The organism is Labrys sp. Lb11 (assembly GCF_057554225.1).
Genome location: NZ_BAAJOT010000002.1, coordinates 26,178 through 49,724, shown reverse-complemented (window position 1 = coordinate 49,724; position 23,547 = coordinate 26,178). Strand labels below are relative to the sequence as shown.

Sequence of the window (23,547 nt, the reverse complement as noted above, 5' to 3'; positions counted from 1 at the left end):
CCGTTTGCTTTCCGCCTGCTCCGGCCTATGTCTCTCACCGCGGGAAGGCCGGAGAGCGGAGGGGATGAACGAGAGCGGGCTTGCTGCCGGCAGGAAGGGCCTGTTCCGCGCGCATCTCGGCGGCGCGGAGGGGACGGTCGCCGCCGTGTTCCGGCGCCTGGCGGCGGGCGGCGCGGCCGGGCAGGCCGACGAGCGGCTGCGGATATTCCACACCCGCGTCGACCTGCCGGCCGAGGAGGGGGAGGGGTTCTGGCGCTTCCTGGCGATCGCCGACGACATCTTCGCCGTCCTGACCGATTGCCGCTTCGCAGCCGTCAGGCACGAGCGGGTGCCGGCCGAGGGGCTGGTCGAGTTCCATTTCCTGCTCGAGGGACCGGTCGAATTGTCCCTGCCCCAGGAGCGCGACTCCACCGCGCCGGCGAGCATTTCGCTGCTGGCCTGCCGGCAGGCGCCGGGGATGGCCTATGATGTCGTCTGCCAGCCCGGCGCCTACAGGATGCTCAGCCTCTATGTCCGGCCCGTCCTGCTCGAGCACAGCTTCGGCCTGAACGGCGGGCGCGCCATGGTGCGGCAATTGCTGCGTCCCGCCGACGCCACCATGGCGATGACGGAGCAGAAGATCGACCTGGACTTCCTGCGTCGGCTGCGCGGCCTGTTCGAGATCGGATTCGAGGGACCGCGCGGCCTGCCGCTGGCGGCCGCCTGTATCCTCGAGCTGCTGGCGCTCTCGGCCGACGCCATCGACCGCAGCGGCGCGGCGCAGGACGAGTCGATCGTCTTCACCGCCCGCGAGCTGGACATGTTCAACCGCGCCGGGGAGGTGCTGGCGACCGATTTCTCGGGATCGCAGACCATCCCGATCCTGGCGCGCAAGCTCGGCACCAATGCCACCAAGCTGAAGAGCGGCTTCCGGCTGCTCTACGGCACGACGATCTTCGCCTACCGCAACCGCCGCCGCATGGACCGCGCCATGGAGCTGCTGGTCGTGGACCAGCTCCCCATCGCCGCCGTCGCCCATGCGGTCGGCTTCCGCCACCAGGCCAGCTTCACCTCCGCCTTCCGCGCGCATTTCGGGCTGACCCCGAAGCAGGCCCGCCAGCGTGTCACGGCGGCCGGCGGGCGCTGATCGGGCCGCCTCCGTGTTCTCCGGTTGCGCGGACGTGCCGCTTCTGGAATAACGGGAAGGAATATGGATAAATCGACATGACCGTGCACGCCTTGTTCGCCGGGGAACGCCAGGTCGTCATCCTCGACCGGCTGGCCCGCGACGGGAAGGTTATGGCCAACGAGCTGGCACGGGAATTCCGCGTGTCCGAGGATACGATCCGCCGGGACCTCCGCGACCTCGCCAAGGCGGGGGCCTGCCGGAAGGTCTATGGCGGAGCCCTCGCCGGGGCGCATGCGGCCGGGCGGATCGGCGAGCGCATGCACGAGGCGGTCGCCAGCAAGTCACGGCTGGCGGCTGCGGCGGCCGGGCTGGTTCGGGCCGGCCAGACGATCCTGATCGACGCGGGCTCGACCAATGTCGCCATTGCCGCAGCCTTGCCGCGGGACATGCCCCTGACCATCGTGACCAATGCGCCGGCGGTGGCGGCGGCGCTGGCGGAGCACAGCCTCGCGAGGATCGTGGTCCTGGGCGGCCTTTATGACCAGAATACCGGCGCCTGCCTGGGCGGCACCACCCTGCGCGAGCTGGAGCATGTCAACGCCGATCTGTTCTTCCTTGGCGCATGCGGCGTCGACGGCACGGTCGGCGTCACCGCGTTCAACCATGCCGAGGCCGAGGTCAAGCGCGCGATGCTCCGGCGCAGCACGCGGCTGGCGGTTGCCGTCACCAGCGACAAGATCCCGGCCGTTGCTCCCTTCCAGATCGGCAGGCCGGGCGCGATCAGCCATCTGGTCGTCGAGAGCGACGTGGATGCGGAGGTTCTCGAGGCCCTTCGCGGGCACGGCGTGCAAATCGAGTTCGCCGCCTGACGAGAGCTTTCGCGAGTGCTCCGGCACGCTTTGGCCGGTGCCGGCAGGCTCTTCATTGCTCGCGATTGTACCTGTTTGTACATATTTGTGCGCGTTTATGATATGTCGTCGGGAGGCCCGCCGAGGAGCGGGCGAGAGGCGGCGCAACATGGAGACCAGCCTTGTCGAACCTGCCCGATCCTGCCTTCCTGCACCGCCTGGCCGATGTCGCCGACGCCGAAACCCTGCCGCGCTACCGCAGGGATCTGGCGGTCGAGACCAAAGTCAAGCCGGGCTACAGCTTCGATCCGGTGACGGAGGCGGACCGGCAAGCCGAGATCGCGCTGCGGGCGGCGATCGCGGCCGAGTATCCCGATCACGCGATCCTGGGCGAGGAACTGGGCGAGACGGGGAGCGGCCCCTATCGCTGGGTGCTGGACCCGGTGGACGGAACCCGGCCTTTCATCTGCGGCATTCCGGTATGGGCAACGCTGATCGGCCTGACCGTGCACGGGCGGGCGGAAATGGGGATGATGAGCCAGCCCTTCGTCGCGGAGCGGTTCTGGGCGGATGCGGGCGGGGCGTGGTGCGAGCGCGCCGGGCAGCGCCAGCCCCTGCGCACGCGTGATGTCGGCGCGCTGTCGCAAGCCATCCTGCACACCAACTCGCCCGAGCACTATCATGGCGACCTCGAGGACGGGTTCCGGCGGCTGGCTGCCGCGGTCAGGATGACCCGCTATGGCGGCGAGTGCTATGCCTTCGCCATGCTGGCGGCCGGCCGGATCGATCTGGCGGTGGAGCCCTCCCTGCAGCCCCACGACATCGTGGCGCTCATCCCGATCATCGAAAGGGCGGGCGGCGTCGTGACCCGGCTCGACGGCACGAGGGCCGAGGAGGGTGGCTCGGTCCTCGCTTCGGCGACGCCGAGGCTGCATGAGATGGCCCTGCGCCTGCTGACCGGCGCATGACGGCGCCGGTCCATTCCCGGAGCCGCATCCAGGGCGGCGCCGAAGCGCAGGCCGGTCACGACCCATCGGCCCAGCCGGGGATCAGGACGGCCGGCCGACGAGGGCGAACACGTCGGCATCGTCGCGCACGAGCCTGACCAGTTCGCCCGTCACCGCCTGGACCCGGGCGATGCCGCGCAGATCCTCGTGGACCGACATCCAGTAGCTTCGCTTGATCGAAAACGCATCGACAAGCACCGGCACCAGCCCGGGCCTTCCGGCGGCCATGAAATAGGGCAGGACGGCCAGGGCCCTGCCGGCCTCCACGATCTCGCGCTGGCCGACGATGCTGGTCACGCGCAGCCGCGGCACGAGGCTGAGCTCGGGCGCGTCGAGGTAGTCGAGCTCGTCCGTGTGCAGGAGCTCGGGGATGTAGCCGCAGAGCGCGTGGCGGGTGAGCGCGTCGAGCGTGGCCGGCGGGCCATGGGCGTCCAGATAGGCGCGCGATGCGAAGAAGCCGAGCCGGTAGTCGGTGAGACGGCGGGTATAGACGCTGCCGGAATCCGGCCGGTCGAGCGTGATGGCGATGTCGACCTCGCGCGAGGCGAGCGAGTAGCTGCGCGGGAGCGCGACCAGCTCCAGTTCGAGTCCGGAATGATCCGCGGCGATGTCGGGCAGCCGCGATGCGAGATAGGCCACGCCGAAGCCCTCGGGCGCCCCGATGCGGACCCGGCCGGTCTCGCCGGCGATCGCGCCGGCGTTTTTCAGCACCAGCGATTCCATCGTCACGGCCGTCAGCAGAAGGTTCTCGCCCGTGGCGGTGATCTTCAGGCGCCGGCCGGCGCGGTCGAAGAGGTTCGAGCCGACGTCGCCTTCCAGCCGCATCAGCCGGCGGCTGACCGTCGAGTGGTCGAGGCCGAGGGCGCGCGCGGCATTGTTGATCTGGCCGGCGCGAGCGACGTGCAGGAAAATCCTGATATCGTCCCAATCCATGGTTCAGAGCCTGTTTTTGCACAAGCTACTTGAGCCCTTCGGCGTTGTCTCGCGCTGCGGCGTCGCGCAATGCGAAGGACACGACCTTTGGAGATGAGGATGCAGGAAGCTTTCGACTATATCGTCGTCGGGGCGGGAACCGCCGGATGCATTCTCGCCAACCGCCTGTCCGAAAATCCGTCGAACCGCGTCCTGCTTCTCGAGGCCGGCGGCCGGGACAACTGGATCTGGTTTCACATCCCGGTCGGATACCTGTTCGCCATCGGCAATCCGAGGTCGGACTGGATGTTCCGCACCGAGGTCGAGCCGGGCCTCAACGGCCGCAGCCTCGCCTATCCGCGCGGCAAGGTCATCGGCGGCTCCTCGGCGATCAACGCCATGATCGTGATGCGCGGCCAGGCGGCCGACTATGACGGCTGGCGCGACCTCGGCCTGCCCGGCTGGGGGTGGAGCGACGTCCTCCCGGTGTTCCGCAGGATCGAGGACCATTTCCTCGGGCAGGGGGACCATCACGGCGCCGGCGGCGGCTGGCGGGTGGAGGCCCCGCGGCTGTCCTGGCCCGTTCTCGACGCCGTGCGCGCCGCCGCCGTGGAGATGGGCATTCCGCGGTCGGACGACTTCAACAGGGGCGACAACGAAGGCGCGGGCTATTTTCACGTCAACCAGAAGCGTGGACGCCGGTGGTCGTCGGCGCGCGGCTTCCTCAAGCCGGCGCTCGGACGGCCGAACCTGACGCTCGCCACGAATGTCCTCGTCGACCGGCTGGAGATGAAGGGCAATCGCGCAACCGGCGTCCGATACCGGCGGGCCGACGGCTCCTGGCATATCGCGGAAGCGCGCGGCGAGGTCATCCTGAGCGCCGGCGCCATCGGCTCGGTGCAGATCCTCCACCGCTCCGGCATCGGGCCGGGCGAATGGCTGCAGGGCGCCGGCGTGGAGACCGCGATCGATCGCCCGGGCGTCGGGCGCAATCTGCAGGACCACCTGCAGCAGCGCGCCATCTACAAGGTGCACGGCGCGCGGACGCTGAACGACATCTATCATTCCCTCTTCCACAAGGCCTGCATGGGCGTGGACTATGCCGTCCGGCGGCGCGGGCCGCTGACGATGGCGCCCTCGCAGCTCGGCATCTTCACGCGCTCCGACCCGGCCCAGGAGCGGGCCAACATCGAGTTCCACGTCCAGCCGCTGTCGCTCGACAAGTTCGGCGATCCGCTGCACCGCTTCTCGGCGATCACGGTGGCGGCCTGCAACCTGCGTCCGACGTCGCGCGGCGTCGTGAGGATCACGGCGAGCGATCCCGCCAAGGCGCCGCTGATCCGCCCCAACTACCTGTCGACCGACGAGGATCGCCGGGTGGCGGCGGATGCGATCCGCGTGACGCGCCGCCTGATGCGGCAGCCGGCGCTGCGCGGCCTCCGGCCCGAGGAATTCCTGCCGGGCCCGTCGGTGGGCGACGATGCCGAATCCCTTGCCAGGTCGGCCGGCGACATCGGGACGACGATCTTCCATCCGGTCGGCACGGCCAGGATGGGCAGGACATCCGACGGGGATGCCGTGGTCGACGCCTCCCTTCGCTGCATCGGCGCCGAAGGGCTTCGCATCATCGATGCCTCGGTGATGCCGCTGATCGTCTCGGGCAATACCAACACCCCGACCGCGATGATCGCGATGAAGGGAGCGGACATGATCCTGGCGGCGGGGAAGGCGCGAGCCTGATCGCGCCGTTTCCGCCCCGGCGCGGCTTCGGCGGACAACGGACTCGCCGCATCCGGGCGTGTCGCCCGCAGGGCGGAACGCCTCCGCCGGCGCACGGGCTAGAGCAAAGCGCGTTTTGGTGGAAACGCACGTTGCTCTAACTCCTTGTTTCGACGCGTCTTTGCGACTTGACGCGATTCCGTCAAATCGCAAAACGCTTTAGCGCCGCAGGCCGGACGCCTCGGCGAGGTTGTCGTAGATGCGCCGCGCCATCGCGTTCATCCTCGGCATCAGCGGATAGGCCTCGGCCAGGAGCCGGCGGTAGGAGCCAGGGCCGCGGTGCTTCTCGAGCGAGGCGAGATAGTCGGGCAGGGAGGCCCAGGTCGCCATGGTCTGCGGCGAGAACTCCATGTGGAACTGCGTGCCGATGGCGTGCCGGTCGATGGCGACGGCCTGCACGGGCGTCCGGCCCGACGATGCGAGCACGCTCGCACCCGGCGGCGCCTGTGTCACCTCGGCCATGTGCCACTGCATGACCTTCTGCGGACCGTCGATGCCGCCGAAGAGGTCGTGGCTCCGGCCGGCCTCGGTGAGGTCGATGTCGAATACGCCGACCTCGCCGTCCCGTGCCGCGCCCACCGTGCCGCCCAGCGCGTCGCACAGCAATTGGTGGCCGAGGCAAACGCCGATATAGGGCCTGGCTCGATCGCGGACCCATTCGCGGATGGCCTGCTTCTCGGCGGCCAGCCAGGGATATGTCTCCTCCTGCCAAGTGTCCTGCGCCCCGCCCAGGACGAACATCAGGTCATAGGGCGCCAGGCTGGGGATCGCCTCTCCCTCCCACAGGCGCACGGGCTCGGGAACGATGCCATCCTCCGCGAAGAAATCGAGGAAGCGGCCGGGATGGTCGCAGTTCATGTGCTGGAGCACGAGGGCGCGCTTCATGATGGCCTGTCCAGGCAGGAGCCGGCCGAGGCGCAACTCGGCGCGGCCGCTCTGCGGATTGCGGAAAAACTCATCCGGGGTGTCCTGCCCGCCGATCTGGTCCCGGTCGCTGACGACGACACGATCCGCCTCCCGGCGCGCCTGCCCGAACCCGCCCGCACGCGCGAGTGCGGGCGGCGCCGATCTTGCGTCGGGAATGCCGAACCGATCGTGAAGATCGCCACGGGACGCTGCTCAGCGATAGCGGCCGAGGGCGAGGTCGGCGGTCTCGATATCCGGCTTGCGGCCGCTGACGAGGTCGGCGAGCGCGCGGCCCGAGCCGCAGGACATGGTCCAGCCCAGCGTGCCGTGGCCGCCGTTGAGGTAGAGGTTGGCGTAGCGGGTCGGGCCGATGATCGGCGTGCCGTCCGGCGTCATCGGCCTGAGGCCGGACCAGAAGGTGGCGCGGCGCTGGTCGCCGGCCCCGCCGAACAGGTCCTCGACCGAATGCTGGAGCGTCGCCCGCCGCTGCGGCGGCAGGTCGTTGCTGAAGCCGGCGATCTCGGCCATGCCGCCGACGCGGATGCGGTCGCCGAGGCGGGTGATCGCCACCTTGAAGGTCTCGTCCATCACGGTGGAGACCGGCGCCCGCGCCTCGTCCACGATCGGCACGGTGATCGAATAGCCCTTGACCGGGTAGATCGGCAGGCGCAGGCCGAGCGGTGCGAGCAGGGGCGGGGCGTGGCTGCCCAGCGCCGCGATGAACACATCGGCCGTCACCGCCCCCGAGGCGGTCTCCACGGCGGCGATGCGTCCGGCCTCGGCCCTCAGGCCCCGGATGTCGACGCCGAAGCGAAAGATGACGCCGAGCCCCTTGCACAGCTCGGCCAGGGCGTTGGTGAACTTGAAGCAGTCGCCGGTCTCGTCGTTCGGCAGGCGCAGGCCGCCGACGATCTTGTCGCGCACCGGGCCGAGGCCGGGCTCGGCTGCGGCGCAGCCGGCGGCATCGAGCACCTCGAACGGCACGCCGTCGGCCTTCAGCACCTCGATGTCCTTGCCGATGCCGTCGAGCTGCTTCTGGGTGCGGAATACCTGCAGCGTGCCCTGCATGCGCTCGTCATAGCGGATGCCGGTCTCGGCCCTGAGCGCGATCAGGCAGTCGCGGCTGTATTCGGCCAGGCGCACCATGCGGCCCTTGTTCAGCGCATAGCGCTCGGCCGTGCAGTTGCGCAGCATGGCGATCATCCAGCGCCAGGTCGCCGCATCGGCGATCGGGCGGATGATCAGCGGCGCATGCTTCATGAACAGCCACTTGACCGCCTTCACCGGGATGCCGGGCGCGGCCCAGGGCGAGGCGTAGCCGGGGGAGACCTCGCCGGCATTGGCGAAGCTGGTCTCGAGCGCCGGTGCGCTCTGGCGGTCGAGCACGGTGACCTCGTGCCCGGCCTTGGCGAGATAGTAGGCCGAGGTGACGCCGATCACGCCCGCGCCGAGAATGACGATCTTCATCTGGAAGGGTCCTGGTTCTTTCGCCGATCCCCAGGCAGCGCCTCGCGGCTCTCGCCGCGACCGTCTTTGCATCTTCCGACGCAAAATCAACGCTGCTCGGATTCTCGGGTGCAGGCAGGCTCGGCAGAGCCTGCCCGGCGGTCAGCAATAGAGGCGATGATAGCGCGAGCCGAGGCGGGTCAGGATCTCGTAGGCGATCGTGTCGGCCGCCTCGGCCACCTCTTCGAGCGTCTGGTGCGGGCCGATGATCTCGACCTGGCTGCCGAGTCTCAGCGTCCCGGCAGGCAGCGCCGTGACGTCGAGGGTGATGCTGTCCATCGAGACGCGGCCGGCGATCGGCAGGCGGGTGTCGCCGTGCCAGGCGGCGCCGACCCCGCTGAGCTGCCGCGGCAGCCCGTCGGCATAGCCGGCGGCGATGGTGGCGAGGCGCGTCTCGGCCTGGGTGACATGGACGCCGCCGTAGCCCACGCGCGTCCCGGCCGGGACCGTGCGGACCTGGATCACCGGCACCGTGAGCCGTACCACGGGCTCCATCGGATTGGGGCGGCCGGCCGTCGGCGCGCCGCCGTAGAGGGCGATGCCGGGGCGGACGAGCGCCTCATGGAAATCACGCCCGAGGAAGATGCCGCCGGAATTGGCGAAGCTCAGCCCGGCACCGGGGAAGGCGCCGGCGATGCGGCGCAGGGCCGCGAGCTGCTCGGCGTTCTGCCCGTTCGAGGGCTCGTCGGCGCTGGCCAGGTGGCTGATCACCTGGAGCACCTCGACCCCGTCCAGGCGCGCGGGCTCGGCGAGCAGCGTCTCGACCTCCTCCGGCGCCAGCCCGAGCCGCGACATGCCGGTGTCGACCTGGAGGAGGGCGGAGAGCACGCTGCCCTGCGCCTGTGCCAGGCGGGACCAGTTCGCCGCCTGCTCGAGCGAGTTCAGCACCGGGATGATCCCGGCGGCGGCGCAGGCGCCCTCGCTGCCCGGCTGCAGGCCGTTGAGCACATAGAGCCGCGCGTCCCCGGCGAGATCGGGCCGCAGCGCCAGCGCCTCGGCGGCGTGGGCGACGAAGAAATCCCGGCAGCCGGCCTGGTACAGCGCCGGCGCCACCCGCGCGGCGCCCAGGCCATAGGCATCGGCCTTCACCACGGCCGCCGTCCTGCCCGGCGCGACGCGCGCGGCGAGCGCACGATAGTTCCGCGCGACGGCGCCGAGATCGATCGTCAGCACGCCGGACGCCGCCTCGATGGTCCGCGGCCCGGAAATGTCACCAAACATGCGCTCCCCCAACGGGTCTCCGGCGCGGATCGTAGCGCAATGATCGCGCAATAGGCGCTTCATTCGCGCTTGATTCTGCGACAAGGACAGCATTTATGCATGAAACCACGAATAAATCGTGGAACATGCCATGGCCGGCCTCGACGCCATCGACCGCAACATCATCCGGCTGCTGCGCCTGGATGCCCGCATGAGCAACGCCAGGCTGGCCGAGGAGGTCGGCTTGTCGGCCTCGGCCTGCCTGCGCCGCATCCGCCTGATGGAGCGCGCCGGGGTGATCCGCGGCTACACGGCGCTGGTCGACCATTCCGCCGGCGAGGCCGGCATCGCCGTCATCATCAACATCACGCTGGAGCGCCAGACCGAGGACTACCTCAACCGCTTCGAGGCGGCGGTGCGCAAGCACCCCGAGATCCAGGAATGCTTCCTCATGACCGGCGGTTCGGACTATCTCCTGCGCGTCGAGGCGGACAATGCGGCCGAGTTCGAGCGCATCCACACCGACATCCTCTCCACCCTGCCGGGGGTGGCGCGCATCCATTCCAGCTTCTCGATCCGCAACGTGCTGGCGACGCGACCGAGGCCGGGGGCGAAGTAGGGGCGAGGCTGCGCCATGCCCGGCGGTCTGGTCGCGGACCGAGCCCCGCCTCGTGCCGGCGTTTCCGCGTCCGTCGTCACGGCGGTACCCTCCGGCCGAACTCGGGGAGCAGGGGCGGAGGGCCTCGTTTCACGTGATCCGGCGGATCAGGGCGCCTTGGCCGGCATCGGCGACATCAGGCCGATATTGAAGATCTGCACCCGCCGGTTGATCGGATCGTCCGGCTTCTGCGGGTTCTGGAGCGCTTCCTGTCCGAGCCCGACCGCTTCCAGCCGTGCGGGTTCGATGCGATAGAGATTGACCAGCGCTTCGACGATGGCGTCGGCGCGCTGCTGGCTGAGCTTGAGGTTGTGGCTGCGGGTGCCGGTCGCATCGGTGTTGCCGACCACCACGAAGCGGTAGTTCCACAGGATCGGGTCGTGCATCGCGTCAGCGACGGCGCCGATGGCCTCATAGGATTCCGGCCGGATGATCGCCGAATCCAGCGCAAACTGGATCTGCACCGTGATCTGGGCCAGCGAGTACAGCTTGCTTACGAGCTCGGGGCGGGTCGCGGTAAGGGCGCCGCCCGCGTTCGCGCTGCCCTGGGCCCAGCTGCGCAGGGCCTGGACGTCGACGATCGGCACATGGGCGGTCACAGCCTCGAGGCCCTGGATGAGCTGGGCGCTGGAATTGGCGGTCTGGGCCTGGGCCGGCGCTGCGAGCGAGGCGGCAAGGAGCAGCGTGCCCGCCGTCGCGGCGAAATGATGGATGAGCTTCGACATGGGATCGATCTTTTTCAGAAGGGGTTGCGCGGCGGCGGTCAGTACCAGCCGGCGTCGATGAGGGCCTGGCGGCAGGCGCCCCGGACGACCCGCTTCGATGCCACGAGACAATCCCGGATATAGCCGTTGCCCGGCTTCACGCCCTGGCAGTACTGGGCGATGTCGACCTGGCACAGCTTGTAGGCGTCGGTCTGCGCCGCCACGCGCGTGCCGATCGAGGCGACGACCGCTTCGAAGTCGGCGAAGCATTGCGACGGCACGGACGCCTTGTGCTCCGTGAGGCATCCCAGCACCTGGCCGGTGCCGATATTGTCCCTGCTGCAATGCTTCTGGATGGAGGGGCCGCAGCTCTTGGCGATGAGCGCTCCGGCCTGCGCATAGCTCATGGTCTCGGCCCGCGCGTCGGCGGAGAGCGCGGCGAGCGTGACTGCGCTCATCATAGCCCCGGCAAGCATCATTCGACGTATCATGGTCTCAGCCCTGGAATTTTCAGTGGTAAATCGAGGACCGCGCCCCCTTCCCGTCGGAGGAGGGCGCGTGCCGGTTCAGCCGGCCTTCGTCAGCGCCGGGATGACCCGGGATCCCTCGGGGATCGAGGGATCGTTCTCATCCGGCTGGTCGAAAGGCGGCATGATGCTGAAGCGCTCCGTCGGCGCGGGAAGCCGGTCGCCCGTCTTGCCCGCGCCCGGAGGCTTGTCCTGAACCTGGATGACCAGCGGTTCGCGCCGGCGCTCAGTAGCAGGGAGGATAGGGATAGTAGCCGCACGCCGGGACGGGCGGGCGGGCCGCGTCTGCCGCCGCCGCGCCGATCACGGCGCCGGTTGCCAGGCCGGCGGCGGCTGCGCCCGCTGCCGGATAGGGACGGGCGTACCATGCGCCATGATAGACCGGCGCGTGATAATAGCCGCCCCAATGGGCAACGCCGCCGCCGTAGCCGCCCCAACGGGCGACGCCGCCGCCGCCATAGCCGCCCCAGTGGGCGGCGCCCCCGCCATAGGGGCCGCGCACCGCCCAGGCATCGATGAAGACAGCCACCGGACCACCGGAGGCGAGCTTGCCCTCCAGCGTCGCCACATCGAATGTCAGCGTCGTGCCGTCGAGCTTGGGCGCCTTCAGCACCAGGACGGTGTCGGAGACCTCGCCGGGCTTGGCGCCGAGGACGGAGACGGTGGCATTCGGCGGATCAACCGAGAAACTGTCGTGTCCCTCGTCCCACTGGGTCAGGAACTGGCCGAGCATCTCATGGCCCGCCGCTCGCACCGGGCGATCCGCGAACACGATGACATTGGGCGTGACGCCGGTGAGCACCAGCTTTCCGCCGTCGAGCCGGGCGCCGGCGGCGTTGATCACCGCGAGCGAGGGGATCGGCCTGTCGGCATGGGGCACGCCGATGGTCTTCTTGAGCGGCACATGCGGCTCCGCCGGCATGGCTTCCTGCGCCGCCGCGCTGCCGGCAAGGACCAGCGCCATGCCCACGGCCGGAATGGCTCTGTCGCAGAGCTGTCGCATGAAGGAAAATAGTGTCATCGGATTCTCGCCGTAGAATGTTTCAGACCGCTTTTCGGCCCCTTCCTCAGGAGCCATGTCGATTTGACAGTGGCATGACACCGATGCGGGTCGCATCGACGCTCGCCGATTCAAATGATCCGGAGATCGAGATTCTTGCCGGACGCAGGAGCCATACCCTATGGAAGAGGGGGGTGCTTGATATTTGAGGACAGGGGTGCCGATCTTGACGAATGGTCCATCCCAACGCGTCGGCCCCGTCGCGGAACTGCCGGGCCTGCTCGGCGAACTCGGCGTGAGCCTCGAGGAGGCATTTGCCGGTTCGGGCATCGAGCCCGGCGAGCTCGTCCCGGACGCGCGCTTCTCATACCCGTCGCTCGTCGACCTGATCGAGCGTTCGGCGCGGCTGGCCCGCTGCCCGCATCTCGGCCTGCTGCTGGGCGCGCGAAGCGATCATCGGGCGCTCGGCATCATCGGCGAGATGATGGCCAGCGCACCGACGCTGGGCGACGCGTTCCGGGACTATATCGGGCTCCAGCTCGGCTATTCGCGCGGTGCCGTCGTCTATCTCCAACGCATCGACGAGGGATATTTCGTCGGCTACGGCCTCTATGACGCCGGCGCCGGCGTCGCCCCCGGCCGGCAGGTCCATGATCTGGTCGTCGCCATGGGATGCAACATGGTGCGGGCGCTGACCGGCGGGCGGGTGCAGCCGCTGCGGGCGCTCGAATGCGTCGGCCAGCCCGACAACCCGGCTCCCCATCGAAGGATATTGAAGACGGCGACGGCCTTCGACCAGGAGCGGACCGGCATCGTCGTCGCGGCGCATGACATGGCATTGCCGCTGCCCGGGGCGGATCCGTCTCGCCGGATCGAGCTGCGCGCGGCCATACGGAAGATGGCGCTCGGCGACCTGGAAGACGTCCCCGCCCAGGTGCGCCACGCCATACGCCCGCGCCTGCTCGTCGGCGAAGCCGACCGTGAAGCCGTCGCCCGCGAACTCGGGCTCGGATCGCGCACGCTTGCCCGCCGTCTCGCCCGCGCCGGCACCAGCTTCGAGGCGATCAAGGACGAGGTGCGCTTCGCCGTCGCCCGCGAACTGCTGGCCTCGACCCGCCTGCCCATCGGGCGGATCGCCGAGACGCTCTCCTATTCGGCGAACAGCGCGTTCGATCACGCCTTCCTGCGCTGGGCCGGCATGGCGCCGTCCCAGTGGCGCGCCCGGCAATGGAGCGGGGACTGACGCGCCGGCCGGAAAGGCCGGGACTGCCGCCATGGACGCTCGACGGGGTTCGTCGTAGACAGTCCGGGCGCTCGACTTGAGAGGAGGCGCAGCATGGACCGGTTCACAGGCGGTTGCCTGTGCGGCAACGTACGGATCGTGGCGTCGGGACGCCCCTACCGCGTCGGCCTTTGCCATTGCCTCGACTGCCGCAAGCATCACGGGGCCCTTTTCCAGGCGGCCGCGGTGTTTCCCGAGGATGCGGTGACGATCGAAGGCGAAACCCGCGACTATGCCGGGCGGTTCTTCTGCCCGCGCTGCGGCTCGTCGGTTTTCGGGCGCACCGCGGACGAAATCGAAGTGAACCTGGGCTCCCTGGATGCGCCCGACCAGCTGACGCCGACCTATGAAGGCTGGATCGTCCGGCGCGAGTCCTGGCTGCCGCCGTTTCCGCTCACCCGGCGATACGACCGCGATCGCGACCCGACGGGTCGCTTCGAGGAGTAGGCCGCACGACGGCCGGCCCGGGGACGCGCTGGTCCACCGTGCCGGCCCGCGTCTCCCGGTCCCGCTCGCGACAGCCCTTGCGCTCGGACGATCCGTCGGAACCCGGTCCGGCGGCTCGTCTATCCGTTGCAGGCAGGCCAGCCGGCCCGAGGATCGCCGCAGGAGAAGCCATGACGCAGTCCCTGGTCTCAGAACCGCAGCATCGTCTTGATCGCGCGACGCTCGTCCATCGCGCGATAGCCCTCGGCCACGTCCTCGAGCGGCAGCGCCAGATCGAAGACCTTGCCGGGGTCGATCCTCCGGCTCAGCACGAGGTCCATCAGGTGCGGCAGGAAGCGGCGCACCGGGGCCGGACCGCCGAGCAACCTCTTCTGCGCGAAGAACAGGAATTCGCCATTCAGCTCGACGCCGTGAGGAACGCCGACGAAGCCGACCGAGCCGCCGGGCCGGGCGCAGTTGATCGCCTGATGCATGGATTCGTCGGTGCCGACGCATTCGAGCACCGAATCCGCGCCGACATTGCCCGTCAACTCGCGGATGCGGGCGACGCCTGCGTCGCCGCGTTCGGAGACGATATCCGTCGCGCCGTAGTCCAAGGCCAGGTCCTGGCGGGATTTGTGGCGGCTCATGGCGATGATGCGCTCCGCGCCCATCTGCTTCGCCGCCAGCACGCCCATCAGGCCGACCGCTCCGTCGCCCACCACGGCGACCGTCGATCCGGGCTGCACCCGCGCCGCATCCGCCGCGTACCAGCCGGTGCCCAGCACGTCGGAGGTCGCCAGCAGGCCCGGGATCAGATCGTCGTCGGGCATGGCGTCGGTGGGAACCAGCGTGCCGTCGGCGAGCGGCACCCGCGCATAAGGCGCTTGAGCGCCGGACATGAATTCGCGCTGCGCGCAGGAGGACTGGAAGCCGAAGCGGCAATGCGGGCAGGTGTTGTCGGAGAGGACGAAGGAGCCGACCACGAACGCGCCGGGCCTGACGGTCTTCACGGCGCTGCCGACTTCGACCACCACGCCGCAATATTCATGGCCCATATGCATGGGCTGGTCGACCGGCTGGAGGCCGCGGAAAGGCCAGAGGTCCGAGCCGCAGATGCAGCTCGCGGAAAGCCTGATGACGGCATCGGTCGGCCTGAGGATCTTCGGTTCGGCGACCTCTTCGCAGCGGATATCGCCGGGGCCGTGCAGGACGGTTGCAAGCATGGGCGCGCTCCTTGTCGGTCCGTCGGGCTCAGGCGCCGTATTCGGCGTCGCTGACATGCTCCAGCCAGTCGACGACCTTGCCGTCCTTGACCTCCTGGAGCGCGATATGGGTCATGGCGGTCCGGGGCGATGCGCCATGCCAATGCCTTTCGCCCGGCTCGAACCAGACGACATCGCCGGAGCGGACCTCCTCGACCGGTCCGCCTTCGCGCTGCACCCGGCCGAGACCGGAGGTCACGATCAGCGTCTGGCCGAGCGGATGGGTATGCCAGGCGGTGCGTGCGCCCGGCTCGAAGGTCACATGGGCGCCCTGCACGCGGTCGGGAGCGGCGGGATTGAACAGGGCGTCGATGCGCACCCGACCGGTGAACCAGTCGGACGGGCCGGGGCGGGAGGGCGTCTGGCCGGCACGATAGATTTGCATGAGGATCTCCTTCGGATCAGGACAGAGTTTCAACGCGAAGCGGATGTTCGCCGCGCACCAGCAGCGGCCCGGCCCCCCGGTCCAGCCGGCCGAGCCGGATCAGGCCGCGCGACCAGCGATAGGGCCCGTGAAACATCGCCAGATTGCCCCAGGGCGCATAGTAGCAGAGGTCGCCGGCTGCTTCGCCGTCGAAGCGGCCGCTCCCGTCCTCCGTCAGCTTGCGCGGGAGATAGGCGATCTTCTCATTGGTCGCGTAGTCGGAGATCGTCAGGTCCAGCGGCAGCATCGAGACCAGATCGCGCGCGGAGGGATTGTCCTCCAGCGTCGCCGTGAAATCCTGGTCCGCGAAGGCGAATCTGAGGCGCATGGCGGCTCCTTGTCGGCGTGTGGCCGTGCCCGTCTGCGCGCTGCCGGGGGAGGGAACGGCAAGACCGGCCGCAGCGGCCGCCAGCAGAGAACGGCGAGAAAGGCGGGCGGGATGTTTGGTCATGTCAGGCGGCTCTCCCCATATCGGCTATGCGGGCTTCAGCAGGCGATGACCGCCGCCGATCAGCACGATGCCGATGGCCGCCAGGACCAGGCTTCCGAGGAAGGTCGCGAAGATCGACATGCTGTCGAGGAGCAGCCCGCCGACGACCGCGCCGAGCAGGACCGAGGTCTGGATGGCCGCGACCATCAGGCTGCCGGCGGCCTCCGGCGCGTCGTCGGCGTTCTGCGACAGCCAGGTCATCCAGATCACCGACATCGCGGTGTTCATCGCGCCCCAGATCGCGAGAAACAGGCCCGCCGCGACGACCGAGCGCCCCAGAAGCAGGAGGCCGAGCGTGCAGCCGCCCATCGACAGCGCCGGCAGCTTCAGCAGGGGCGCGACGCTGCCGCCGAGGAGCCGACCCGACGCCCATGTGCCGATGAAGCCGGCGCAGCCCAGCACGAGCAGCAGGACCGACAGCGTCGCGACATCCGCTCCCGTCACCTCTTCGAGGAAGGGCCGCAGATAGGTGAACATGGTGAAAGCCGAGCCCCAGGAAAGCATCGAGGCGATGAGCCCGCGCAGGAAGTAGGGACGCTTCAGGAGACCGACCATCGTCCGCAAATCCTGGCGCTGGCGCGCGGGCAGCGACGGCAGCGCGACCATGTGCCAGACGAGATTGATCGCGACGATGGGCGTCAGCGCCCAGAAGACGGCGCGCCAGCCGAACATGCCGCCGAGATAGCTGCCGACCGGCGCGGCGAATGCCGCCGCGATGGCTTGGCCGCCATACATCAGGGCAAGAGCGCGCGGCACCTCGCCTTCGGGGACCAGCCGCATGACGACGGCCGTCGCCAGGGCCCAGAAGCCGCCGATACAGAGGCCGAGAAGCCCGCGCCCGATCATCAGCACCCCGAAGTTTGGCGCGGCCGCGACCAGGACCAGCGACAGCAGCATGGCGGCCGTCGTCGCGACCAGGACCCATTTCCGGTTCAGCTCGCCGGCGACGGTCGTGATGACCATGCTCGCCGCCACCGCGAAGAGGCCGCTGATCGAGATCGCCTGCCCGGTCTGGCCCTCGGTGGCCCGCAGCCCTTCGGCCATCGGCGTCAGCAGGCTGACCGGCATGAATTCCGAGGCGATCAGCATCGCCACGCACAGCGCCATCGAAAGGACCGCGCCCCGGGCGGCGGTCGGCCTGCTGCCCGCATCCGACGCGGCAACCTCCATGTTCGCTTGCTCCTGCCTGAATTGCTGCGGTGCAAACTAGCGCATTCTCCATAAAACGATTACCCGTGGAAATTGGCATGAACTTATCGACCAGCCCGAATAATATGCGGCATGGACACGGGCGAGGGACCCTCATGGCCAAGACCGATCTCAACCAGCTGACGTGGTTCCGGGCCGTCGCGGAGGAGCGCAGCTTCACCAGGGCGGCGGCCAAGCTCGGCGTGGCGCAATCGACCCTCAGCCACACGATCAAGCAGCTCGAAGCGCATATGGGCATACGGCTGCTGACGCGTACCACGCGCAATGTTGCGACGACCGCTGCGGGAGAGCGGCTGCTCCAGACGATCGCCCCGCGCTTCTCCGAGATCGAGGACGAGATCGCGGCGCTGACGGCGCTCCGCGAAAAGCCTTCAGGTTCGATCAGGCTGACCCTCTCCGACCACGCGCTGGAAAGCGTCGTCTGGCCAAAGCTGAAACCGGTGCTCAAGGCCTATCCCGACATCAGCGTCGAGCTGCTCCTCGACGCCACGTTCCGCAACATCGTCGAGGAAGGCTTCGATGCCGGGGTCCGGCTGGGCGAGAGCGTCGAGAAGGACATGATCGCCGTGAGGATCGGCCCCGACTGGCGTTTGGTGGCGGTCGCTTCGCCCGCCTATCTCGATGCGCATGGCGTGCCCGGACACCCGCAGGATCTGGTCCGGCACATCTGCATCAACATGCGCCAGGAAACGGCCGGCGGCCTCTATGCCTGGGAGTTCGAAAGAGATGGCCAGGCGTTGCGCGTCCGCGTGAACGGCCAGCTCACCTTCAACAATACCTACGCCATGATCGACGCGGCGGTGAGCGGCTACGGCATCGCCTATATCCCGGAGAATATCGTGGAGCGGCACATCGCTTCGGGCTCGCTGCTGCAGGTTCTCGACGATTGGTCGCCGTTCTTCGACGGCTATTTCCTTTATTATCCGAGCCGCCGTCAGACTCTTCCGGCCTTCAAGGTCGTCATCGACGCCCTGCGGCAGGACGGCGGTCAGGGGCCGTTCGCGAACAAGTGAATCAACGTGGGCGTCAGGGCCGGACTTGATCCCATAGGCGCTAAGATAGAGACGGACCACGACGCTGCCGGAAAGGGCGATGCCCTTTGAGCCGTCATGGCCGGACTTGATCCACGGCTGTCCGGTTGGTTTTGGTAGACAGGTTGCATGGCATTGATTCTACTTGTTTCCAAGCACTTGCCGGTGTTTTGGACACGAGAAGGAGCCAACGCCATGCGTCACCACAATAGCGTATTGCACGGGCTTCTGAAGCATGTGCCGTGGTCGGTGTTCGATCGGCTTGTGGATGAACAGGGAACGGATGCCCGGGTTCGGCGGCTGAGCACCAAGAGTCAGTTTGTGGCGCTGCTTTACGCGCAGCTTTCCGGCGCCGCCTCGCTGCGCGAGATCGAAACGGCGATGTCCAGCCACGCGGGCAGGCTCTATCACCTGGGCGTGCGTCAGGTGTCGCGCTCGACCTTGGCCGACGCCAACGCCCTGAGAACGCACGAGGTCTTCTCGGGCCTGTTCGCCCATATGGCGGCCCAGACCAGCCGGGGCTTTCGTCGGTCGAGCGCCGAGGTGGTGCGCCTGATCGACTCGACGAGCCTGCGGCTGTCGGGGATTGCTGCGGCCTGGGCACGCTTCTCCCGCAGCGCCGTCGGCGCCAAGGCGCACATCATCTACGACCCGGACGCCGACCGGCCGCTCTACCTTGAAGTCACGCCCGCCAAGGTCAACGACATCACGGCCGCGCACGCCATGCCCATCGAGCCCGGCGCCACTTATGTCTTTGATCTCGGCTATTATCATTACGGTTGGTGGGAGCGCCTGAACACAGCCGGCTGCCGGATCGTCACCCGGCTCAAGAAGAATACGCCCCTGGCTCCGGTCGCCGAACAGCCTCTGCCGCCCGGATCGACCCTGCTCTATGATCGGATCGGCCACCTGCCCGAACGCCTGACGACGACGCGCATCAACCCCTTCCAGGATCCCGTGCGCGAGATCGGCGTCGTTCTCGATGACGGCAAGACACTGCGCATCCTCACCAACGACCTGGACGCCCCAGCCCAGGAGATCGCCGACCTCTACAAGCGCCGCTGGGCCATCGAACTCTTCTTCCGATGGGTCAAGCAGACCCTCCGCATCAAGCACTTCATCGGGCAATCGGAGAACGCCGTGCGCATCCAGATCGCCGTCGCCCTCATCGCCTACCTGCTGCTGCGCATCGCCAACGACGCCGTCAAAATCGTCGACAGCCCACTCGCCTTCGCCAGGCTCGTCCGCGCCAACATCATGCACCGTCGCAGCATCGACCAATTGCTCAAGCCGCCCACCATCCCAAAAAGCGACCCTCGCCAAGTCCATCTGGACTTACTCCCAACATGAACCGGACAGCCGTGGATCAAGTCCGGCCATGACGGCCGAGAGGGCGTCGCCTTTTTCAGCAGCGGTATGGTCCGGCGCTATCTTAGCGCCTGTGGGGTCAAGCCCGGCCACGACGGTTGAGAGGGAGTGCCCCACGAGTAACGAAGCACTTGTTCGCGAGCGGCCCCTTAGGCAAGACACGGAAGGACGATCGGAGGGGCGAGCGTTGCGCTTTCAGCTTTCCCATACCCATGCCTATCCCGGATGCCGGGTGAGGATCGTCGAGGAGGACAACAGCGATGAAAACATGGTCGAGTTCAGCGACGGCGTGACCGTTGCGTGCCGGCCCAGGTGCGAGGGCACGGCGATCATCCTGGCGATTGCGGGCTACAGGACGGCGCGCGGCACCGAAATCGGCGGCAAGAGCTGGATATTGCTTCCGGATGCAACAGAAGGGAGCTGGAGGATCAAGTCCAGGGCGCCGCAAGACATGCCTATGGGCACACGAAAATGAGTCCACGCGGATCGCGCACCGCCGATCGGAGAGACCCGCCACGATTGCCTGGACGGCTTCCGGCACGCCACGCGGCAGTCAGGACGGATCGCGCCTGGCGTTGGGAAAGAAAAGCTGCTGGCCGTCGATCTTGTATGCGGCGATGGCCTTCTGCCCCTCGTCGGAAACGAGATAGTCTATGAAGTCCTGGCCGAGTTCCGCTTTGACGGTCGGGAATTTCTGCGGGTTGACGAGCATGACGCCATATTGGTTGAACAGCCGCTTGTCGCCTTCGACCACGATTTCGAGATCGGCGCGGTGCTTGAAGGACAGCCATGTACCGCGATCGGAAAGGACATAGGCGTTCATCGCGCCGGCCGTGTTGAGGGCGGCGCCCATGCCCTGGCCGATATCGCGATACCACGGGCCCTTTGCGGCGCCGATGTCGATGTCGGCATCCTTCCAGAGCTTCAGTTCGGCGGCGTGCGTGCCCGACCTGTCGCCGCGCGAGACGAACGGAGCCTGCTTCGCGAGGATGGCCTTGAAGGCGGCGGTGATGTCGCTGCTGCCCTTGATGCCGGCCGGATCGTTCTTCGGCCCGATCAGCACGAAATCATTGTACATCACGTCATAGCGTTTCACGCCGAACCCTTCGTCGAGGAACTTCAGCTCCTGCGCCTTGGCATGCACGAACACGACGTCGGCATCGCCGCGCCGCGCCGTGTCGAGGGCCTGCCCGGTGCCTTGGGCGATCACCTTCACGTCGATGCCGGTCTTGGCCTTGAACAGCGGCAGGAGGTACTCGAACAGGCCGGAATCCTGCGTCGAGGTCGTCGAGGCGACCACGATCGACTTGTCCTGCGCGAGGGCTGCGAGGTCGCCGGCAACGAGAAACGCAAATGCCGCCATGGCGGAAAAGAGACGACGGTTCAGCACGTGAAGCCCCTCCGGCTAGATGACGAGATCGCCGCGAACGAAGGCGGCGGCCTCGGCGGTTGATGGACGATCGAAGAAGTCGCTTGTGCCGGCGCGCTCGCACAGACGGCCGCGAACGAGGAAGAGCACCTCTCCGGCCAGCCGGCGGACCTGTCCCAGATCGTGCGTCGCCATGACGATCTTGATGCCGGACCGTGCGGCCGTCGCGATGATCTCCTCCACGGCCCGGGTGGCGGCGGGGTCGAGGCTGGCCGTCGGCTCGTCGAGCAGCAGGAGCTCCGGCCGGCGGGCCAGGGCGCGGGCCAGCGCGACGCGCTGCTGCTCGCCGCCTGAAAGCCGTCTGGCCGGGCGAGCGGCGAGGTCCAGGAGGCCCACGTCCGCAAGCGCCTCCTTCATGCGGACGATACGCTGGCTGCGGGACAGCCCGGCCCGCGCCAAGCCATAGACGACATTGTCGGCGACCGAGCGCCGCAGCATGACGGGCCGCTGGAACAGCATGGCCAGGCGAGGCGGACACAGGGCGTCGCGCCCGCCCCAGGTGATCCTTCCCCGGGTGGGGACGGTGAGGCCCATGCACAGCCGCAGCAAGGTCGTCTTGCCGGAACCGTTGGGCCCGATGACCAGCGTCGGCGCACCGGGCGCGATCGCCATGCTCACGTCTTCGAGAATGGCGGTCTGGCCGATGCGGACCGTAACGCCCTCGAAGCTGACGGGCAGATCGCTCGACGCGTCGCGCATCAGCCCGCCCGTTGCTCGGACCAGACGCGCACGCCCCAGGCCGCCGCGTTGATCGCCAGGATGAGCGCCATGAGGATCATGCCGAGCCCCATGGCGAGCGGCAGGTTGCCCTTCGATGTCTCGAGCGCGATTGTCGTCGTCATGGTGCGCGTGAAGCCGTCGATATTGCCGCCGACGATCATGACCGTGCCGACCTCGGCCGCGGCACGGCCGAAACCCGCCAGCAGAGCCGTGATGAGGCTGAAGCGGCTGTCCCAGATCAGCGTCGCCATGCGTCCCGCCGGTCCGACGTTCATGGCCGTCAGCTCGTCCCGATATTCGTGCCACAGGTCCTCGATCGTCTGGCGCGACAGGGAGGCGATGATCGGGATGACGAGCAGGGCCTGGGCTATGACCATCGCGAGCGGCGTGAACAGGATGCCGAAGGCGCCGAGCGGCCCCGACCGCGACAGAAGAAGAAACACCGCGAGCCCGACGACCACCGGCGGCAGGCCCATGAAGCCGTTGAGGAGGACGATCAGGGCCGTGCGGCCGCGAAACCGCGTGAGCGCAAGCGCCGCCCCCAGCGGCAGCCCTATCGACGTCGCGATCGCCACCGCGGACAGGCTGACGCCGAGAGACAGCCACACGATCGCATAAAGCGCCGCATCGCCGCCGACGATCATCTCCCAGGCGCTCAGGCTGTCGGACATTCATGACTCCCAGGAGGTTGTCCGCAATCATTCCGTGTCTGTCAAACGAACCTCGCTGGCCACCGAGAGGGGCGACCACGCGCGGCATGATCGCTTCTTTCGTGCTCGACGGCCCGATCAATCGCCGCGCCTTCGAAACCCATGTCCAGAAGGTCCTCGTCCCCGAAGCGAGGCGCGGCGGCATCGTCGTCATGGACGATCGGCCGCCTCGTCGACTTCGTCGCCCCGGCCGAATGCACGAATGACCTCGCCGTTGCCGGATATGATGCAACCTGAGCGGATTCCACTCCAGCGCTCCGCCGGGAAGCGGGCATTCCCGGTCTTTGCGGCGAATGTCGGCTTCCGGCGATCCAACGCATGGGTTCGGACCCATGAAACTCGGGACTCCCCCCAGGCCGGAGGAGATCAGGGACCAAGGCCGTGCTAGACGAGCGCATGGCCGCACACCTCACCCTCGTCGAACTCGCCATACGCCAGCAGGAGATCAAGAAGAGCCGCTTCGCTGCGGTCGCCGGTCCCGTCGCGGACGAGGCGGCAGCGAAGGACTTCATCGCGGCACAGTCGGATCCGGCAGCCGATCACAATTGCTGGGCCTGGCGCCTGGGGCAGACCTACCGCTTCAATGACAACGGGGAACCCAGCGGAACCGCCGGCAAGCCGATCCTTGCCGCAATCGACGGACAAGGCCTCGATCGCGTCGCCGTTGTCGTGATACGCTGGTTCGGTGGCGTCCTCCTGGGGAGCGGCGGCCTGATCCGTGCCTATGGCGGCACGGCGGCCCTGTGCTTGCGCGAAGCCGAGAAGGCGGCGCTCATCGAGACCGTCTCCGGGACGGTCCCATGCGGGTTCAGTGACCTGACGCTGGTCCAGGCGCGGCTGGGCGCGCTCCCGGGCGTGCAGGTGGGAGTTCAGGCTTTCACGGACAGCGGCGCGATCCTGTCGGTGCTTGCGCCGAAATCGGAAGCCGGTGGCGCGGAGCGGCTGCTTGCGGATCTGACCAGCGGACGTTCGGTGATCCGATGGACCGAATAGCTATGGCAACACGTCGTTGCCAGAGGCGGTACGAATGATGAGACC

Annotated in this window: 25 protein-coding genes and 1 pseudogene; 12 read left to right on the top strand and 14 right to left on the bottom strand. The window is 68.2% G+C overall.

What is annotated here, in order from left to right:
- The first annotated feature begins 64 nt into the window (after positions 1–64).
- The 3 genes from AC27L4_RS05480 to hisN all read left to right on the top strand — a co-directional run bounded on the left by AC27L4_RS05480 (position 65) and on the right by hisN (position 2,924).
- Positions 65–1,126 carry a helix-turn-helix transcriptional regulator gene (locus AC27L4_RS05480; RefSeq protein WP_487141043.1) on the top strand — a complete coding sequence of 354 codons (1,062 nt, stop codon included), beginning with the start codon at positions 65–67 and terminating at the stop codon, positions 1,124–1,126.
- A 77-nt stretch (positions 1,127–1,203) separates the two neighbouring features.
- The gene (locus tag AC27L4_RS05475) at positions 1,204–1,977 is read left to right on the top strand and encodes a DeoR/GlpR family DNA-binding transcription regulator (protein WP_487141042.1); all 774 of its coding nucleotides are present in this window, start codon (positions 1,204–1,206) and stop codon (positions 1,975–1,977) included.
- Between the two features lie 161 nt (positions 1,978–2,138).
- Positions 2,139–2,924 carry a histidinol-phosphatase gene (gene hisN / locus AC27L4_RS05470; protein ID WP_487141041.1) on the top strand — a complete coding sequence of 262 codons (786 nt, stop codon included), beginning with the start codon at positions 2,139–2,141 and terminating at the stop codon, positions 2,922–2,924.
- 81 nt (positions 2,925–3,005) lie between these two features.
- On the opposite strand, the gene AC27L4_RS05465 is transcribed toward hisN, so the two are convergent.
- Positions 3,006–3,896 carry a LysR family transcriptional regulator gene (locus AC27L4_RS05465; protein WP_487141040.1) on the bottom strand — a complete coding sequence of 297 codons (891 nt, stop codon included), beginning with the start codon at positions 3,894–3,896 and terminating at the stop codon, positions 3,006–3,008.
- A 93-nt stretch (positions 3,897–3,989) separates the two neighbouring features.
- Here AC27L4_RS05465 and AC27L4_RS05460 point away from each other — a divergent pair, with 93 nt between their 5' ends.
- On the top strand, positions 3,990–5,615 hold the full coding sequence (locus AC27L4_RS05460; RefSeq protein ID WP_487141039.1) for a GMC family oxidoreductase: 1,626 nt from the start codon (positions 3,990–3,992) through the stop codon (positions 5,613–5,615).
- Positions 5,616–5,813: 198 nt separating this feature from the next.
- On the opposite strand, the gene AC27L4_RS05455 is transcribed toward AC27L4_RS05460, so the two are convergent.
- From AC27L4_RS05455 to alr, 3 genes are all read right to left on the bottom strand, one after another.
- Positions 5,814–6,539 (bottom strand): type 1 glutamine amidotransferase, encoded by a 726-nt coding sequence (locus AC27L4_RS05455; protein WP_487141038.1) that lies wholly within the window; start codon positions 6,537–6,539, stop codon positions 5,814–5,816.
- Positions 6,540–6,773: 234 nt separating this feature from the next.
- On the bottom strand, positions 6,774–8,027 hold the full coding sequence (locus AC27L4_RS05450) for a D-amino acid dehydrogenase (protein WP_487141037.1): 1,254 nt from the start codon (positions 8,025–8,027) through the stop codon (positions 6,774–6,776).
- Positions 8,028–8,168: 141 nt separating this feature from the next.
- Positions 8,169–9,287, bottom strand: a complete 1,119-nt coding sequence (gene alr / locus AC27L4_RS05445) for an alanine racemase (RefSeq protein ID WP_487141036.1) — start codon at positions 9,285–9,287, stop codon at positions 8,169–8,171.
- Positions 9,288–9,417: 130 nt separating this feature from the next.
- Between alr and AC27L4_RS05440 the strand changes: the two genes are divergently transcribed.
- Positions 9,418–9,885 carry an Lrp/AsnC family transcriptional regulator gene (locus AC27L4_RS05440; RefSeq protein ID WP_487141034.1) on the top strand — a complete coding sequence of 156 codons (468 nt, stop codon included), beginning with the start codon at positions 9,418–9,420 and terminating at the stop codon, positions 9,883–9,885.
- 146 nt (positions 9,886–10,031) lie between these two features.
- On the opposite strand, the gene AC27L4_RS05435 is transcribed toward AC27L4_RS05440, so the two are convergent.
- The 3 genes from AC27L4_RS05435 to AC27L4_RS05425 all read right to left on the bottom strand — a co-directional run bounded on the left by AC27L4_RS05435 (position 10,032) and on the right by AC27L4_RS05425 (position 12,158).
- Positions 10,032–10,649 carry an OmpA family protein gene (locus AC27L4_RS05435; RefSeq protein ID WP_487141033.1) on the bottom strand — a complete coding sequence of 206 codons (618 nt, stop codon included), beginning with the start codon at positions 10,647–10,649 and terminating at the stop codon, positions 10,032–10,034.
- 38 nt (positions 10,650–10,687) lie between these two features.
- On the bottom strand, positions 10,688–11,086 hold the full coding sequence (locus AC27L4_RS05430; protein WP_487141032.1) for a cysteine rich repeat-containing protein: 399 nt from the start codon (positions 11,084–11,086) through the stop codon (positions 10,688–10,690).
- Between the two features lie 295 nt (positions 11,087–11,381).
- Positions 11,382–12,158 (bottom strand): hypothetical protein, encoded by a 777-nt coding sequence (locus AC27L4_RS05425; RefSeq protein ID WP_487141909.1) that lies wholly within the window; start codon positions 12,156–12,158, stop codon positions 11,382–11,384.
- Positions 12,159–12,372: 214 nt separating this feature from the next.
- Here AC27L4_RS05425 and AC27L4_RS05420 point away from each other — a divergent pair, with 214 nt between their 5' ends.
- Positions 12,373–13,398, top strand: a complete 1,026-nt coding sequence (locus AC27L4_RS05420; protein WP_487141031.1) for an AraC family transcriptional regulator — start codon at positions 12,373–12,375, stop codon at positions 13,396–13,398.
- Positions 13,399–13,491: 93 nt separating this feature from the next.
- Positions 13,492–13,884: a GFA family protein gene (locus AC27L4_RS05415; RefSeq protein ID WP_487141029.1), complete on the top strand. Its 393-nt coding sequence runs from the start codon at positions 13,492–13,494 to the stop codon at positions 13,882–13,884.
- A 188-nt stretch (positions 13,885–14,072) separates the two neighbouring features.
- On the opposite strand, the gene AC27L4_RS05410 is transcribed toward AC27L4_RS05415, so the two are convergent.
- From AC27L4_RS05410 to AC27L4_RS05395, 4 genes are read right to left on the bottom strand one after another with little or no spacing between them, the layout of a single operon-like run.
- A complete protein-coding gene (locus AC27L4_RS05410; RefSeq protein ID WP_487141027.1) occupies positions 14,073–15,089 on the bottom strand; it encodes a zinc-dependent alcohol dehydrogenase family protein in 1,017 nt (338 codons plus the stop codon).
- Between the two features lie 28 nt (positions 15,090–15,117).
- Positions 15,118–15,513: a (R)-mandelonitrile lyase gene (locus AC27L4_RS05405; RefSeq protein WP_487141025.1), complete on the bottom strand. Its 396-nt coding sequence runs from the start codon at positions 15,511–15,513 to the stop codon at positions 15,118–15,120.
- 16 nt (positions 15,514–15,529) lie between these two features.
- Positions 15,530–16,003: a cyclophilin-like fold protein gene (locus tag AC27L4_RS05400; protein ID WP_487141024.1), complete on the bottom strand. Its 474-nt coding sequence runs from the start codon at positions 16,001–16,003 to the stop codon at positions 15,530–15,532.
- A 24-nt stretch (positions 16,004–16,027) separates the two neighbouring features.
- Positions 16,028–17,212, bottom strand: a complete 1,185-nt coding sequence (locus tag AC27L4_RS05395; protein ID WP_487141022.1) for an MFS transporter — start codon at positions 17,210–17,212, stop codon at positions 16,028–16,030.
- A gap of 134 nt (positions 17,213–17,346) precedes the next feature.
- Between AC27L4_RS05395 and AC27L4_RS05390 the strand changes: the two genes are divergently transcribed.
- The 3 genes from AC27L4_RS05390 to AC27L4_RS05380 all read left to right on the top strand — a co-directional run bounded on the left by AC27L4_RS05390 (position 17,347) and on the right by AC27L4_RS05380 (position 20,125).
- Positions 17,347–18,264, top strand: coding sequence for a LysR family transcriptional regulator (locus AC27L4_RS05390; RefSeq protein ID WP_487141908.1), 918 nt, complete (start codon positions 17,347–17,349; stop codon positions 18,262–18,264).
- 213 nt (positions 18,265–18,477) lie between these two features.
- A complete protein-coding gene (locus AC27L4_RS05385) occupies positions 18,478–19,632 on the top strand; it encodes an IS4 family transposase (protein ID WP_487141019.1) in 1,155 nt (384 codons plus the stop codon).
- A gap of 205 nt (positions 19,633–19,837) precedes the next feature.
- Positions 19,838–20,125 carry a hypothetical protein gene (locus AC27L4_RS05380; RefSeq protein WP_487141018.1) on the top strand — a complete coding sequence of 96 codons (288 nt, stop codon included), beginning with the start codon at positions 19,838–19,840 and terminating at the stop codon, positions 20,123–20,125.
- Positions 20,126–20,203: 78 nt separating this feature from the next.
- On the opposite strand, the gene AC27L4_RS05375 is transcribed toward AC27L4_RS05380, so the two are convergent.
- The 3 genes from AC27L4_RS05375 to AC27L4_RS05365 are packed head-to-tail and all read right to left on the bottom strand — an operon-like array spanning position 20,204 to position 22,470.
- On the bottom strand, positions 20,204–21,013 hold the full coding sequence (locus AC27L4_RS05375; RefSeq protein ID WP_487141907.1) for an ABC transporter substrate-binding protein: 810 nt from the start codon (positions 21,011–21,013) through the stop codon (positions 20,204–20,206).
- A gap of 42 nt (positions 21,014–21,055) precedes the next feature.
- On the bottom strand, positions 21,056–21,778 hold the full coding sequence (locus AC27L4_RS05370) for an ABC transporter ATP-binding protein (protein ID WP_487141017.1): 723 nt from the start codon (positions 21,776–21,778) through the stop codon (positions 21,056–21,058).
- Positions 21,778–22,470 carry an ABC transporter permease gene (locus tag AC27L4_RS05365; RefSeq protein ID WP_487141016.1) on the bottom strand — a complete coding sequence of 231 codons (693 nt, stop codon included), beginning with the start codon at positions 22,468–22,470 and terminating at the stop codon, positions 21,778–21,780. The genes AC27L4_RS05370 and AC27L4_RS05365 overlap by 1 nt, the downstream gene beginning before the upstream one ends.
- 89 nt (positions 22,471–22,559) lie before the next feature.
- On the opposite strand from AC27L4_RS05365, the pseudogene AC27L4_RS05360 reads away from it, so the two are divergent.
- Together AC27L4_RS05360 and AC27L4_RS05355 are read left to right on the top strand one after the other, a co-directional pair.
- Positions 22,560–22,670: pseudogene (locus AC27L4_RS05360) on the top strand (IS630 family transposase); the annotation flags it as partial.
- Between the two features lie 235 nt (positions 22,671–22,905).
- Positions 22,906–23,502, top strand: a complete 597-nt coding sequence (locus AC27L4_RS05355) for an IMPACT family protein (protein WP_487141015.1) — start codon at positions 22,906–22,908, stop codon at positions 23,500–23,502.
- The last annotated feature ends 45 nt before the right edge of the window (positions 23,503–23,547 follow it).